The following is a 14,152-nucleotide window of genomic DNA, read 5'->3' as shown; positions in this document are numbered from 1 at the left end:
TCGGCCCGTCGGGCGTCCGACCGCGCGTCTACGGTGGTCGCGTGCCCGCCACCGACGACCCCGCCACCGCCCACGTCGAGGACCTCGCGGCCTTCGTCCGGGCCTCGCCGACGTCCTTCCACGCCGCGGCCGAGGGCGCGCGCCGCCTGGCCGCGGCCGGTTACGTCGAGCAGGACGAGGCGGAGGCCTGGGACGCGGGCCCCGGCGGCCACTTCCTCGTGCGCGACGGCGCGCTCGTCGCCTGGCGCGTCCCGGAGGGTGCAGGGCCGCTGACGCCCTTCCGCATCGTCGGCTCCCACACCGACTCGCCGACCTTCCAGCTCAAGCCCCGGCCCGACCTGTCGGCGTACGGGTGGCACCAGCTCGGCTGGGAGGTCTACGGCGGGCCGCTGCTCAACTCCTGGCTCGACCGCGAGCTCGGCCTCGCCGGTCGCCTCGTGCTGCGCGACGGGCGCACCGAGCTCGTCCGCACCGGCGCGGTGCTGCGCATCCCGCAGCTCGCCATCCACCTCGACCGCGCGATCGGGGAGACGGGGCTCAAGCTCGACCGGCAGCACCACACGGCCCCCGTCTTCGGCGTGGGCCTGCCCGGCGCCGGGGTGCTCGACCACGTGGCGAGCCGGATCGGTGCGAGCGCGTCCGACGTCGACGGCTACGACCTGCTGGCCTTCGACACCGCGTCGCCGGCGGTCTTCGGCGCCGAGGGCGAGTTCTTCGCCTCCGCGCGCCTGGACAACCTCGCCTCCGTCCACGCGAGCGTGACCGCGCTGCTCGCGGCGGGGGACAGCGACGAGATCGCCGTGCTCGCCGCCTTCGACCACGAGGAGCTCGGCAGCGCGAGCCGCTCGGGCGCCTCCGGACCCCTGCTCGCCGACGTGCTGACGCGCACCGGCGCCGCGCTCGGCGCGGGCACCGACGAGCAGCACCGCGCCTGGGCGCGCTCCTTCTGCGTGTCCGCCGACGCGGGCCACGCGGTCCACCCCAACTACCCCGAGCGCCACGACCCCGCCAACCGGCCGCTGCTCAACTCGGGCCCGCTGCTCAAGATCAACGCCAACCAGCGCTACGCGACCGAGGCCCGCGGCACGGCCCGCTGGCGCGCGGTCTGCCGCCGGGCCGGCGTCGGGGTGCAGGCCTTCGTCTCCAACAACGCCATGCCCTGCGGCTCCACCATCGGGCCGCTGACCGCCACCCGGCTGGGCATCGACGTCGTCGACGTCGGCATCCCGACCCTGTCCATGCACTCGGCGCGCGAGCTCACCGGGAGCCGCGACCCGCACGACCTCGCCCGCGCGCTGACCGCGTACTGGTCCGACTGAACCCTCCCGGCCCCGGCGAGCGTCCCTGGGATCGGCGGCCCGCACCCCTACGGTGTGTCGTCCACGGCCCACCCCACGGGCCGACGACGCTCGGAGGACCGACGGTGTCCAGCTCCTACACCCCGCCGACCCGGCCCACCGGGTACGCGACCGGCACGACGGCCACGGACGGCTCGCGCCCCACGGCCACGGACGATCCGCGCCCGACCGGCCCCGAGGCCCGCGACGGCCTCGGTGACCCCGCCGTCAAGCCGGTCCGGCCCCGCGGCCACGTCCGCGACGACCTCGGCCTGCTCGTCCTGCGCCTGGGCCTTGCCGCGGTGATGATCGCGCACGGCTACCAGAAGTTCTTCCTGCAGGGCGGCGGCTCGTTCGCCGCGACCCAGTCCGGCTTCGCGCAGCTGGGCGTCCCGTACGCGCAGGTGGCCGGCGTGCTGATCATCGTGCTCGAGCTGGTCGGCGGGCTCGCGATGGTCGTCGGGCTCTTCACCGTGGTCGTCGGGATCGCGTACGCGGCGGCGATGGCCCTGGCCGTCTACCTCGTGCACCTGCCCCACGGCTTCTTCGTCGCCGACAACGGCTACGAGTTCGCCGCCCTGACTGGCGTCGTCGCCCTCGTCCTCGCCGTCACCGGCGCGGGCAAGATCTCCCTCGACCGGGCGCTGTTCGGCGCCAAGCGCCGCCGCCGCGCCCGCGAGGCCCGCGAGGCCGGTCTCTAGGCACCGGCTGGACCGCCACGCGGTCCCGCACGTCTCCGTCAGCCGCCCAGGTCCCGACCTGGGCGGCTGTCGTGTCACCGGAGGGGGAGCTCGACCCCGCGCTCGCTCTCGGGCCGGGCGCCGAAGATCCGCCGGTCGGCCTCGGCGATCGCGACGTCGTCGATGCTCGCCTCGCGGCGCCGCATCAGCCCGTGCGCGTCGAACTCCCAGTTCTCGTTGCCGTAGCTGCGCCACCAGCGCCCGTCCGCGTCGCGGCACTCGTACTGGAAGCGCACCGCGATCCGGTCGTCGGTGAAGGCCCACAACGACTTGCGCAGGGCGTAGTCGAGCTCGCGCTCCCACTTCGCGGTGAGGAAGGCGACGATCTCCTCGCGACCGGTGACGAAGGTGTCGCGGTTGCGCCAGCGCGAGTCCCCTGTGTACGCGACCGAGACCCGCTCCGGGTCGCGGCTGTTCCACGCGTCCTCCGCGGCCTGGACCTTCGCGGCGGCGGTCTCACGGGTGAACGGGGGCAGGGGCGGTCGGTCGGCCATGACTGGACGCTAGGCCACGTGGGGACGCCACGCCCGGGAGTCCGGTGCGTCGGCCCGTCGACGCGGTCGCTGGGACCCCTGCGAGTCACTAGGCTGGGCCGACGTGGCGCTCACCATCGGCATCGTCGGACTCCCCAACGCGGGCAAGTCCACCCTGTTCAACGCCCTGACCCGCAACGACGTCCTCGCCGCGAACTACCCGTTCGCGACCATCGAGCCCAACGTCGGCGTGGTCGGGGTCCCGGACCCGCGGCTCGGGGTGCTGGGTGGGCTGTTCTCCTCCGAGCGCACCGTCCCGGCGACCGTCAGCTTCGTCGACATCGCCGGCATCGTCCGCGGGGCGAGCCAGGGCGAGGGCATGGGCAATGCCTTCCTGTCCCACATCCGCGAGGCCGACGCGATCTGCCAGGTCACCCGGGTCTTCACCGACCCCGACGTCACCCACGTCGAGGGCGAGGTCGAGCCGTCCAACGACATCGAGACCATCAACACCGAGCTGATCCTGGCCGACCTGCAGACCCTCGAGCGCGCCCTGCCGCGGCTGGAGAAGGAGGCGCGGACCAACAAGGACAAGCTCGCCGTCATCGCCGCGGTCAAGGAGGCGCAGCAGGTGCTCGACTCAGGGCGCACCGTCTTCGCCGCCGGCCTCGACCGCGAGCCGCTGCGCGAGCTCTTCCTGCTCACGGCCAAGCCGTTCCTCTACGTCTTCAACTGCGACTCCGACGAGCTGGCCGACACCGCCCTGCTCGACCGGTTGCGCGGCATCGTCGCCCCGGCCGAGGCGATCTTCCTCGACGCCAAGATCGAGTCCGAGCTCGTCGAGATGGAGCCCGACGAGGCGCGCGAGCTCCTCGCCGAGATGGGCATGGACGAGCCGGGCCTCGACCACCTCGCGCGGGTCGCGTTCGCCACGCTCGGGCTGCAGACCTACCTGACCGCCGGGCCGAAGGAGTCGCGTGCCTGGACGATCCCGCAGGGCGCCACCGCGCCCGAGGCGGCCGGGGTGATCCACACCGACTTCCAGAAGGGCTTCATCAAGGCCGAGATCGTGTCGTACGACGACCTGGTCGCCGCCGGCTCGGTCAACAACGCCCGCGCCAAGGGCCAGGTCCGCCTGGAGGGCAAGGACTACGTGATGGCCGACGGCGACGTGGTGGAGTTCCGCTTCAACGTCTGATGGCCGCTCCGGGGGAGGACGAGGACGTCCGGGTCTGCGAGGGGCGCGACGCCGCGTCCCGCGCGGACGCCGTGCGCCTCGCCCGCCGTCGCGCGCTGGCCGGGCGCGAGGAGCTCGCGGCCGAGGTGGAGGCGCTGCTCTACCGGCACGACCCGATCGGCATCGCGGGCGAGGACAACGTCGACGAGTACCGCGGCGAGGCGGAGTCCATCGTGGTGCGGCTCCCGCGGGTCCGGTCCGAGGCCGACCTGCTCGCCCTGGTGCACGCGGAGTTCGTACGCTGGTTCGACGCCGACACCGCCGGACGGCCCGAGCGTTACGCGGCGCTGGTGGCCGAGCTCTGGCCCCGGGTGCGCCCCGACCCCTGATCCGGACGGGCCATGCGTCCGCACCTGGTTCACTCATGATCGACAGTGGCGTCCTCACGCTCCTGCCCGACCCAAACGGAGGTTCTCCACCGATGTCCATCGAAGCCGAAGCACTGTTCCGCGGTCGTGTCTACCGGGTCACCACCGAATCGGTCGTCGCGAACACCCAGCCCGTGGTCGGCGCCGAGCGCGAGCTGCACCTGACCACCTGCCGCACGCTCAAGAAGTACGGCGAGGGCAACCCCGCGTTGGTCCCGCTGTCCGACGAGGAGGTCGACGCGGCGTGGGTCCGGGCCGTCGACGAGGACACCTCGACCGAGACGTCCGGCAAGGAGTGGCCCTTCAGCGCCGAGACGGCCTGGTGCCCCGTCTGCATCGTCAAGGAGCTGAAGATCGCGGCCGACGGCAGCTACCGCCACCCGGAGGCCCGTTCGCCGAAGTGGCGGCCCGGGGTGCCGCTCGGCTGCCGGTTCCCAACCGCGCACGGGCAGCACTGCGGCTGCCCCGTCTGATCGTGCGCCGGGAGGCGTGAGGCGGTCCTACTTGTTCTTGGCCTTCTTGGCCTTCTTGGCCTTGCCGCCCTTCTTGCCCAGCTCGGCCTGGGCGGCGGAGGACTTCCGCGGGTTCTTCTTGCCCTCCTTCGCCGCCTTGGCGTTCGCCTTCTTGGCGGTGTCGCTGCCCTTGCCCAACTTGTCGGCCACCAGCGGCCTCCTCTCGTCGTCGCTGCTTCTACCTCCCGACCCGCGCCGACGGTTGCGGTTCAGGTCCAGGCGCGCGCGGAGCGCTCCCGCCAGTAGGCCTCGGGCTGCTCGCGGGCGGCCAGGACGTCGTCCAACCAGCCCGGGGGCAGGTCGACCCGGGCGGCGCCGAGGTTGCTCCGCAGCTGGTCCGGGGTGACGGCGCCGGAGAGGACGACCGAGGCCCAGGGCTGGGCGAGGGCGGCGGCCACGGCGACCTGGTCGGGCGTGACGCCCAGCTGGCCGGCGAGGCGCAGCACGGCGGCGACGCCCGGCGCGGGGTCGGCCTCCACCCCGACGAGGCGGCCGTTGGCCACCGCCTCCTTGACCACCACCCGCAGGCCGGCGCGCCGGGCCTCGGCCAGCGCCGGTCCGGCGGAGGGCTCGAGGACGTTCCAGGTCGACTGCACGACGGCGAAGAGACGGGCGCCGCCGACCTCGAGGGTGAGCGCGCGGCGCACCACGTCGGCCTGCCGTGGCCCGGAGGTCGAGAAGCCGACCGCCGTCCCGCCGTCGCGCAGGCCGGCCAGCCGGCGGTGCAGGGCGGCGTCGGTCAGCGCCGGGCTGTCCGGGGTGAGGGAGTGGACCTGGTAGACGTCCGGCAGCCGGCCCAACGCCGCCCGCGTCTCCTCCACCTGGCGCTCGAAGGCGTCGAGCGAGTGGTCCTTGACCTCATGCACCTCGGCGTCGAGGCGCCACCCGCCGACGTAGGCGTAGCCCCACTTCGAGGCGACGGTGACGTCGGCCGACCCCAGTCGGTCCGCCCGGGTCGAGAGCCAGCCGCCGAGGAACCGCTCGGCGAGCCCGTAGGAGCGGGCGGCGTCGACGTAGCGGACCCCGGCGGCGTACGCGGCGTCGAGCACGGAGCGGGCGTCGGCCTCCAGCTCCTCGACCGAGCGCGAGCGGCCGAGGTCCCGGTCACGACCCGGGGTGATGTACGCCGGGCGGCCGACCGCGGCCAGGCCCACCCCGACCACGGGCCCGTCGCCGACTGCCGCGCTCTGGCTCATCTCGCTCCTCGTCCCTCGGCCGGGTCCGCGTCAGAAGTGGTCCAGGACCCCGCGCACGCGACCGGCGACCAGCGCGTCCCAGGTCGCGTCCTCGGCCCGGTCACCGCCGACGAGGAGGCCGAGGGCGCGCAGGTCACGGCAGGGCCGCGCGCCGGTGACGAGCAGGGCGAGCCCGCGCGGCGAGAGCGTCCGGTCGCCGGTCACGACGGCCCGCTCGCAGTGCACCAGGCCGCCCGACGCCGTGACCGCGTACGCCCCGTCGAGGCCGGGGAGCACGTCACCGCTCAGGTGGAAGCCGAGCGCGGCGGTCAGGGCCGGCGAGCAGGCCGCGCCGGTGAAGGCGGCCTCCACGTCGAGCACCTTGAGCATGTAGAGCTCGTCCTGCACCGTCGTCCAGGCCAGGGATCCGAGGAGCACGCGGACGAGGTCGTCGGCGGTCGTGCGCAGCCGCACGGTCGACGCCACGCTGGCGAAGCTGCCGAGCATGCCGAGCAGGGCGGCGTACGCGTCGACCTCCGTCGCGAGCAGGTCGTCCACGACGAGCTCGGGACCGCTGCCGTCGCCGCGGCCGCGCAGCCAGGAGGCGTAGCCGAGCAGCCGGCCGTCGGGGGCCTCGGCCAGGGTGACCCCGGTCGGCCCGCCCACGAGCTCCTCGTCGGTCGTGGTGAAGGAGACGCCGCGCCGCGTCAGCGCGCCGTCGACGCCGGCGGCCCAGGCGTCGTAGAGCCTCCGGACGCGCTCGGCGTCGACCGGCTCGGCCCGGCGCAGGGTCACCTCGCCCCCGGGTCGCAGGCCGGCGAGCGAGGCGCTGGGGACGTCGACGACGCGGACGCCGGCGATGGACTCGTAGCCGGTGCGGCGGTAGATGCCGGGCGCGCTGGGGAACATGGTGGACACCACGGCGCCCCGCTCGCGCGCCCCCTCGAGCAGGGCGAGCAGCACCGGACCGAGCACGCCCCGGCCGCGGGCCTCGGCGGCGACGGTGACCCCGGCGATGCCGGCCACGGGCAGCACCCGGCCGCCGAACCACCCGTCGAACTCGCGGTCGGCCGCCTGCGCCAGCAGCCGGTCGCCCTCGGTGACGCCCCACCAGTGCCAGCCCGGCAGATCGAGCGAGCGCGGCTCCGCGGGCGGACCCGTGGTGGACGCCGGCACGCCGAACGCCTCGTGGCCCAGCCGCTGCGACGCGGCCGATGCCTCGGGTCCGAGCCGCCGCACCGTCGTGGTCATCGCCCCATCCTGCCCTGCAGAGGCCCGGGGCGGCCGCTGCCTAGTCTGTCGCGGATGAGCGACCTGCGCACCGGCATCGGCTGGGACATCCACCGGCTCGTCCCGGGCCGGCGCCTGGTGCTCGGCGGGGTCGAGGTGCCGGCGCCCGCGGGCTTCGACACCCACTCCGACGGCGACGTCCTCAGCCACGCCGTCGTCGACGCCCTCGCCGGGGCGATGGCGGACGGGGACCTCGGCACGCACTTCCCCGAGGACGACCCGGACGCCGAGGAGGCCCGCAGCCTGGACTTCGTCGTCGCCTTCGCCGCACGGGTCCGCGAACGGGGCTGGATGGTCTCCTCCCTCGACAGCTTCGTGGTGCTCGGGACGGTGCGCCTCCGGCCCCACCTGGAGGCCATGCGGTCCAACCTCGCCGTCGCCCTCGGCGTGGACCTCGACCGCGTCTCGGTGAAGGCGCGCTCTGCCGACGGGCTCGGTCCGGAGGGCCGTGGCGAGGCGGCCAGCGCGTCGGTCAGCCTGCTGCTGTCGCCGCTCGGCGCCGAGCAGCACACCTGACCGCCCACGCCCGGGGCGGTGGTGCGGGGCAGACTGCCGGGCATGACGACCCCCGCCCCCCGGACGAGCACCTCCCACGACCGAGCCGTCGGCGAGGGGCTCCGCGGGCCGGCGCCGGTCGCCGCGGTGCAGGCGTGAGCGCGGGCGCCGACGGGCGCACCAGCCTCACCCGGGCCGAGGCCGAGGTCCGCGCCGGCGCGGTCTCGGTGCAGAGCGTCGAGGTGGCCCTCGACCTCACCGACGAGGCGGGACCGACCTTCGGCTCGCGCAGCGTCATCCGCTTCTCCAGCACCGCGTCCGAGACCTTCGTGGACTTCGCCGGGGAGGAGCTCACCGCGGCCGTGCTCAACGGTCGCCCGCTCGACCTCGCCGCCTGGTCCCGGGCGCGCATCCCGCTGACCGGGCTGCAGGCCGACAACGTGCTCGAGGTCGAGGGCCGGATGGGCTACTCCAGCGACGGGGAGGGCCTGCACCGCCACGTCGACCCCGCCGACGGGCGCACCTACCTCTACGCGATGTCGTTCCTCGACGCGGCGCCGCGCTGGTACGCCTGCTTCGACCAGCCCGACCTCAAGACCCGGTGCACCTTCGACGTCACCGCGCCCGTCGGCTGGACCGTGCTGGGCAACGGTCCGGCGGAGGTCCTGGAGCCGGGCCGGTGGCGCATCGTCTCGGCGCACCCGCTGTCCACGTACTTCACGACGCTGGTCGCGGGTCCGTACGCGTCGGTCCACGGCGAGCACGACGGCATCCCGCTCGGGCTGCACGTGCGCGCGTCACTGCGTGCGGAGCTCGAGGCGCAGGCGCCCGACATGCTCGCGGTCACGGCCGCGTCGTTCGACTACTACCACCGCCTCTTCGGCATCCGGTACCCCTTCGGGGAGTACCACCAGGCCTTCGTGCCCGACTTCAACGCCGGCGCGATGGAGAACCCGGGCTGCGTCACCTTCCGCGACAGCTACGTGCCGCGCGGTCGCATCACCCACGCCGAGCAGGGCACCCGCGCCGGCACGATCGCCCACGAGATGGCCCACCAGTGGTTCGGGGACCTCGTGACCATGCGCTGGTGGGACGACCTGTGGCTCAACGAGTCGTTCGCGGAGTACCTGGCGCACCGCTGCTGCACCGAGGCGACCCCGTACGCGCTGTGGACCGAGTTCGGCATCGCCCGCAAGGACTGGGGCTCGGTCGCCGACCAGTCGCCCTCGACCCACCCGGTCGCCGGCAACGAGGCGCCCGACGCGGCCGCGGCGCTGCAGAACTTCGACGGCATCTCCTACGCCAAGGGCGCGGCCGTGCTGCGCCAGCTCGCGACCTACGTGGGCGACGACGTCTTCCTCGACGGGCTGCGCGACCACATCAGCAGCCACGCGTACGGCAACGCCACCTTCGCCGACCTCGTCGGCTCGTGGACGCGGGCCGGGGCGCAGGACCTGCCGGCCTGGGCGCAGGCCTGGCTGCGCACCTCCGGCATGGACACCCTCGACGTCGAGCACGCCGACGCCGGCGTGCGCCTGGTCGCGACCCCGTCGGAGGGGTCCCCGGTCCGGCCGCACACGGTGCAGGTCGGGGTGGTCGACGAGGCCCTTGCGCTCACCGTGCTCGACCCGGTCACGGTCGGCGGCGAGCCGTCACCGGTCGTCCCCGTGGCCGGTCCGGCCGTGCTCGTCACCCCCGACGCCACCGACGTGGCCTGGGCCAAGGTCCGCTTCGGCCCCGACGGCTGGGAGCGCGTGGCCGCCGCCCTGCCGACGCTGCAGGACGAGACCGCCTCGGTCGCGATCTGGAACGCGGTGCGCGACGCGGTCCGCGACGCCGACCTCGACCCGCGCGCGGCCCTGGACCTCGTCGCGACCTCGCTGCCGCAGCAGCGCTCCGAGGTCGTGTGGGACTCCGTGCTCGCCTTCGCCCGGACCCAGCTGGCCGGGGTGTACGCGCCGGTGGGGGAGCGGGCGGGGCGTGCCGCCCGGGTGCGCGAGGTCGCCTGGCGCCTGGTCGACGGGGCCGCGCCGCGCTCGGACCGTCAGCTCGTCTCCTTCCGGCAGGCCGTCCGGCTCGAGACCGACCCGGACCGCCTGGCCGCGTGGTTCGACGGGACCGACCTGCCGCCCGGGCTGGGCCTCGACCCCGAGCTGGTCTGGTCGGTGGTGGAGCGCTGGTGCGCCCTGGGCACCGGGACCGGCCTGCTCGACCAGGCGCTGGCTCGAGACCCCTCCGCCTCCGGCCAGGTCCACGCCGCGCGCGCCCGTGCCGCACGCCCGGACGCCGAGGCCAAGGCCGCGGCCTGGCGGCTGCTCGTGGAGCCGTCACCGGCCGGCGCCTACGAGCTCTACGCCACCGGCGACGGGTTCTGGACCGCGGGGCAGGAGGAGCTCACCACCCCGTACGTGGCGCGCTACTTCGCCGAGATCGGCGGCACGGCGCGGTTCCGGGAGGGCTGGGCCCTCGGCCAGGTGGCGACGCAGGCCTTCCCGCGCACCGCCGCGACCCCGGAGGCGCTGCAGGCTGCGGACGCGGCGCTGCGGACCGATCTCGCCGCCCAGGTGCGCCGGGCGGTGGTCGACGGGACCGACAAGATCCGCCGCGCCGTCGCCTCGCTCGCGCGCTGGCCGTGAGACCGGTGCCGGGCGACCGGCGAATGCCCTGGTCAGAGCCGTGTTCCGGTCGCCGTTGGGGCGCGCGTGCATAGTCGGTCGAAGCATTCACGTCAGGTCACAATCATGTTGCTGATCCACGCCGTTCATGCCCCTGGCTTGTGCACGACTTGTCCGTTCGCCTAGAAATGACCCCGTTCGTGCGCGTCGAGCACCCCACTCGCCTTCGCGCTGACCGCGTCCTTCGACGCAGAATTTCCTGAGGAGGAAGTACATGCGAGCAAGAACTCGCTTGCTGGCCGGCGCCGCGGTGACCTCGCTGGCGCTCCTGGCCACCGCGTGCGGCGGCGGCTCCAGCAGCCCGGACGCCGGGAACAGCGCGGGCACCACGGGCGGAGGCGGGGGCCAGATCACGGTCAACGGCTGCACCCCGAAGGCGCCGCTCATCGCCGGGAACACCTCCGAGACCTGCGGCGGCAACATCGTCGACGCGTTCACGGCCAAGCTCGTGCACTACAACTCCGACACGGCGGCTCCCGAGATGGACCTCGCCGAGTCGATCGACACCAGCGACAACCAGAACTTCACGGTCAAGCTGAAGTCGGGCCTCACCTTCCAGGACGGCAGCCCGCTGACCTCGAAGAGCTTCGTCGACGCGTGGAACTACACCGCCTACGGCCCCAACGGCCAGGCCGGCTCGTACTTCATGACGCCGTTCGACGGCTTCGCCGACGTGCAGTGCGGCGACGCCGACTGCAAGCAGAAGCCGAAGGCCGAGACCATGTCGGGCCTGAAGGTCGTCGACGACACCACCTTCACCATCAAGACCTCGGACAAGGTCTCGAACCTCCTGACGCGCCTGGGCTACTCCGCCTTCGCGCCGCAGCCGCAGGCCTTCTTCGACAACCCGGAGACCTTCGGGCAGAAGCCCGTCGGCGCCGGCCCGTTCAAGGTCGACAGCACGGGCTCGACCGAGACCGTCCTCAGCAAGTGGGCCGACTACAAGGGCGTGGCGCCCGCGCAGGTCGACCAGGTGACGTTCCGCGTCTACCAGGACCCGAGCGCCGCGTACAACGACGTCGTCGCCAACAACCTCGACGTGCTCGACCAGATCCCGCCGGACCAGCTCATCGGTGACCAGTGGCAGTCCGACCTCGCCGACCGCTTCGGCCAGCGCGACATCGGTGGCAACGACTGGGTGACCTTCTCCCCGGAGGACCCGCAGCTCAAGAACAACGTGCCGCTGCGCAAGGCGCTGTCGATGGCGATCGACCGCACGAGCATCCTCAACACCGTCTTCAACGGCACCCGCAGCGCGGCCACCGGCTGGGTCCCCCCGGCCGTGGACGGCTACAAGGCCGGTGCCTGCGGTGACGCGTGCACCTTCGACGCGGCCAAGGCCAAGGCGGCCTACGACGCGGCCGGCGGCTACAAGGGCACGCTGACCTACACGGCCAACGTGGACGGCGCCGGCAACGCGGACATGGGCACCGCGATCTGCAACTCGATCAAGAACACCCTCGGTGTCGACTGCGTCCTCAACGGCGTGAACGACTTCGCGACGTTCCAGAAGGGCATCGACGCCGGTGAGTACAAGGGCATGATGCGGTCCGCGTGGCAGATGGACTACCCCTCGATCGAGAACTTCCTCGCCCCGATCTACTCCAAGGGCGCGGACAGCAACTGGTCCAAGTACGACAGCCCGACCTTCGCCGACCTGCTGAACAAGGCCGCCGCCGCGTCCACCCCGGACGAGGCCAACGCCCTTTACCAGCAGGCCGAGGCCCAGCTGGGCACGGACTTCCCGACCGCCCCGCTGGACTACAAGAAGGCCAACTTCGGCTGGTCCGACCGGGTCTCGAACGTCAAGATCACGCCGTTCGGCACCCCCGACCTGAGCTCGATCACCGTCAAGTGAGCTGATGCGACCGGCCGCGGCTGGGGGAAGACCCCGCCGTGGCCGGTCGCGTCATGTCTGGCCATGATGGTGGCCGGAGGAGGAGGTGCGCATGGCTGCGTACGTGGTTCGACGTCTGCTGCAGATGATCCCCGTGATCATCGGGTCGACGTTCCTGATCTTCGTGATGGTCTTCGCCCTGGGCGACCCGGTCGCCGGGCGCTGCGGGGAGCGTGCCTGCCCACCGGCGTACGTGGCCAAGTTCCGGGCCGACAACCACCTGGACCAGCCGATCCCGGTGCAGTACGCCCTCTACCTCGGGCGGCTGCTCCACGGCGACCTGGGCACCACCTTCGCCGGCAACTCGGTCGGGGCCGAGCTGATCCAGCGCTGGCCCACCACGCTCAAGCTCGCCCTGATCGCCGTCGTCTTCGAGAGCGTCGTCGGCATCGCCGCCGGCATCCTCGCCGCGCTGCGCAAGGGCAAGTTCCTCGACTACCTCGTGACGCTGTCGAGCCTCCTCGTGATCTCGATCCCGGTCTTCGTGATCGGCGGCCTGGCCCAGCTCATCTTCGGCCTGCGGCTCGGCATCTTCCCGGTCACCTCGACACAAGGCACCTGGGGGCAGCTGGTGCTGCCCGGCCTCGTGCTGGGGGCCCTCTCACTGGCCTACATCGCGCGGCTGATGCGCGCCACGCTGATGGAGAACCTGCGCAGCGACTACGTCCGCACCGCCAAGGCCAAGGGTCTGCCACCCAGACGCGTCGTCGGTGTCCACACGCTGCGCAACTCGCTCATCCCCGTCGTCACCTTCATCGGCTACGACGTCGGCGCGCTGATGGGTGGGGCGATCGTCACCGAGCGCATCTTCAACGTCAACGGGATCGGCGGCTTCCTCTTCCGGGGGATCACGCTCAAGGACGGCTCGATCGTGGTGGGCACCATCACCTGCCTGGTCCTCGTCTACCTGCTCGTGAACCTCATCGTCGACGTCCTCTACGGCGTCCTGGACCCACGGATCAGCAATGACTGACACCACGAGGACCGACCAGACGCGGACGACGATCGCCGCGTCCGAGCCCGGCGCCGACGGCTCCGGCTCGCTCGTCCAGCCGACCGACGCGGGCACGACCGCGGAGAAGCCCGCGTCGCTGTGGACCGACGCCTGGTACGACCTGCGGCGCAGCCCGCTGTTCTGGATCTCGAGCGTGCTGATCCTGGTGCTGCTCGTCATGGCCGTCGCGCCGGGCCTCTTCACCAGCGTCGACCCAACGTACGCCTCGCTGGCCCAGGCGCGGCAGCGGCCGTCGGACCAGCACGTCTTCGGCACGACGGCGCTCGGCTACGACGTCTACTCCCGCACCATCTACGGGGCGCGGGCCTCGGTCCTGGTGGGGCTCTGCTCCTCGATCCTGACCGCGGTCATCGGCATCGTCGTCGGGCTCATCTCGGGCTTCACCGGCGGCTGGCTGGACGCCGTGCTCTCCCGGGTCGGCGAGATCTTCTTCGCCATCCCGCTGCTGCTCGGCGGCATCCTCTTCCTCTACGTCTTCCCCAACGGCCTGGACACCCCGTTCTGGCTGCAGGTGGGCAAGGTCGTCCTGGTCATCGCGATCTTCGGCTGGCCGAGCGTGGCGCGGCTGATGCGGTCCTCGGTCCTGCAGGTCAAGCCGAACGACTACGTCACGGCGGCGCGGGCCCTCGGCGGTTCGCCGGGCCGGCTGATCCTCCAGCACGTGCTGCCCAACGCGATCGCCCCGGTGATCGTGGTCTCGACCATCAACCTCGGCGTGTTCATCTCGGTCGAGGCGACGCTGTCGTTCCTCAACATCGGCCTGCGCCCGCCGGCCGTGTCGTGGGGCATCGACATCTCGAACGCGTCCTCGATCGGCCTGGTGCGCGCGGCCCCGAACATGCTGCTGTTCCCGTCGCTGTTCCTGTCCGTCACGGTGCTCGCCTTCATCATGCTGGGCGACGCCGTGCGTGACGCCATCGACCCGAAGCTGCGCTAGG

Annotated in this window: 14 protein-coding genes; 10 read left to right on the top strand and 4 right to left on the bottom strand. The window is 73.0% G+C overall.

Annotated elements, in window-relative coordinates; all coding sequences use genetic code 11:
* Window positions 1-41: 41 nt before the first annotated feature.
* Window positions 42-1,319 carry a M18 family aminopeptidase gene (locus BLU42_RS13395; RefSeq protein WP_231918145.1) on the top strand — a complete coding sequence of 426 codons (1,278 nt, stop codon included), beginning with the start codon at window positions 42-44 and terminating at the stop codon, window positions 1,317-1,319.
* Window positions 1,320-1,423: 104 nt separating this feature from the next.
* Window positions 1,424-2,038, top strand: coding sequence for a DoxX family protein (locus tag BLU42_RS21145; RefSeq protein ID WP_197680440.1), 615 nt, complete (start codon window positions 1,424-1,426; stop codon window positions 2,036-2,038).
* Between the two features lie 74 nt (window positions 2,039-2,112).
* Here the strand turns inward: BLU42_RS21145 and BLU42_RS13385 are convergent, their stop codons facing one another.
* A complete protein-coding gene (locus tag BLU42_RS13385; RefSeq protein ID WP_091075143.1) occupies window positions 2,113-2,571 on the bottom strand; it encodes a nuclear transport factor 2 family protein in 459 nt (152 codons plus the stop codon).
* A 103-nt stretch (window positions 2,572-2,674) separates the two neighbouring features.
* Here BLU42_RS13385 and ychF point away from each other — a divergent pair, with 103 nt between their 5' ends.
* From ychF to BLU42_RS13370, 3 genes are all read left to right on the top strand, one after another.
* On the top strand, window positions 2,675-3,748 hold the full coding sequence (gene ychF / locus BLU42_RS13380) for a redox-regulated ATPase YchF (RefSeq protein WP_091075141.1): 1,074 nt from the start codon (window positions 2,675-2,677) through the stop codon (window positions 3,746-3,748).
* Window positions 3,748-4,116 carry a hypothetical protein gene (locus BLU42_RS13375; RefSeq protein ID WP_197680439.1) on the top strand — a complete coding sequence of 123 codons (369 nt, stop codon included), beginning with the start codon at window positions 3,748-3,750 and terminating at the stop codon, window positions 4,114-4,116. Before ychF ends, BLU42_RS13375 begins: the two co-directional genes overlap by 1 nt.
* A 92-nt stretch (window positions 4,117-4,208) precedes the next feature.
* Entirely contained in the window at window positions 4,209-4,628 is a 420-nt protein-coding gene (locus BLU42_RS13370) for a hypothetical protein (RefSeq protein ID WP_091075139.1), read from the top strand.
* 27 nt (window positions 4,629-4,655) lie between these two features.
* On the opposite strand, the gene BLU42_RS20645 is transcribed toward BLU42_RS13370, so the two are convergent.
* From BLU42_RS20645 to BLU42_RS13360, 3 genes are read right to left on the bottom strand one after another with little or no spacing between them, the layout of a single operon-like run.
* The gene (locus BLU42_RS20645) at window positions 4,656-4,817 is read right to left on the bottom strand and encodes a hypothetical protein (protein ID WP_157719973.1); all 162 of its coding nucleotides are present in this window, start codon (window positions 4,815-4,817) and stop codon (window positions 4,656-4,658) included.
* A gap of 59 nt (window positions 4,818-4,876) precedes the next feature.
* On the bottom strand, window positions 4,877-5,863 hold the full coding sequence (locus BLU42_RS13365) for an aldo/keto reductase (protein ID WP_091075138.1): 987 nt from the start codon (window positions 5,861-5,863) through the stop codon (window positions 4,877-4,879).
* Window positions 5,864-5,893: 30 nt separating this feature from the next.
* The gene (locus BLU42_RS13360; RefSeq protein WP_091075135.1) at window positions 5,894-7,093 is read right to left on the bottom strand and encodes a GNAT family N-acetyltransferase; all 1,200 of its coding nucleotides are present in this window, start codon (window positions 7,091-7,093) and stop codon (window positions 5,894-5,896) included.
* A 54-nt stretch (window positions 7,094-7,147) separates the two neighbouring features.
* Here BLU42_RS13360 and ispF point away from each other — a divergent pair, with 54 nt between their 5' ends.
* From ispF to BLU42_RS13335, 5 genes are all read left to right on the top strand, one after another.
* A complete protein-coding gene (gene ispF, locus BLU42_RS13355) occupies window positions 7,148-7,648 on the top strand; it encodes a 2-C-methyl-D-erythritol 2,4-cyclodiphosphate synthase (protein ID WP_091075133.1) in 501 nt (166 codons plus the stop codon).
* A gap of 134 nt (window positions 7,649-7,782) precedes the next feature.
* On the top strand, window positions 7,783-10,263 hold the full coding sequence (pepN, locus tag BLU42_RS13350) for an aminopeptidase N (RefSeq protein ID WP_091075131.1): 2,481 nt from the start codon (window positions 7,783-7,785) through the stop codon (window positions 10,261-10,263).
* A 253-nt stretch (window positions 10,264-10,516) separates the two neighbouring features.
* The gene (locus BLU42_RS13345) at window positions 10,517-12,160 is read left to right on the top strand and encodes a peptide ABC transporter substrate-binding protein (RefSeq protein WP_091075129.1); all 1,644 of its coding nucleotides are present in this window, start codon (window positions 10,517-10,519) and stop codon (window positions 12,158-12,160) included.
* A 91-nt stretch (window positions 12,161-12,251) separates the two neighbouring features.
* A complete protein-coding gene (locus BLU42_RS13340) occupies window positions 12,252-13,172 on the top strand; it encodes an ABC transporter permease (RefSeq protein ID WP_091075127.1) in 921 nt (306 codons plus the stop codon).
* Window positions 13,165-14,151 (top strand): ABC transporter permease, encoded by a 987-nt coding sequence (locus BLU42_RS13335; RefSeq protein WP_091075125.1) that lies wholly within the window; start codon window positions 13,165-13,167, stop codon window positions 14,149-14,151. Before BLU42_RS13340 ends, BLU42_RS13335 begins: the two co-directional genes overlap by 8 nt.
* Window position 14,152: the final 1 nt, after the last annotated feature.

The organism is Microlunatus sagamiharensis, assembly GCF_900105785.1.
Classification (GTDB): Bacteria; Actinomycetota; Actinomycetes; order Propionibacteriales; family Propionibacteriaceae; genus Microlunatus; species Microlunatus sagamiharensis.
The sequence above is the reverse complement of the archived record's forward strand: the minus strand, read 5'-3'. Positions and strand labels throughout refer to the sequence as shown.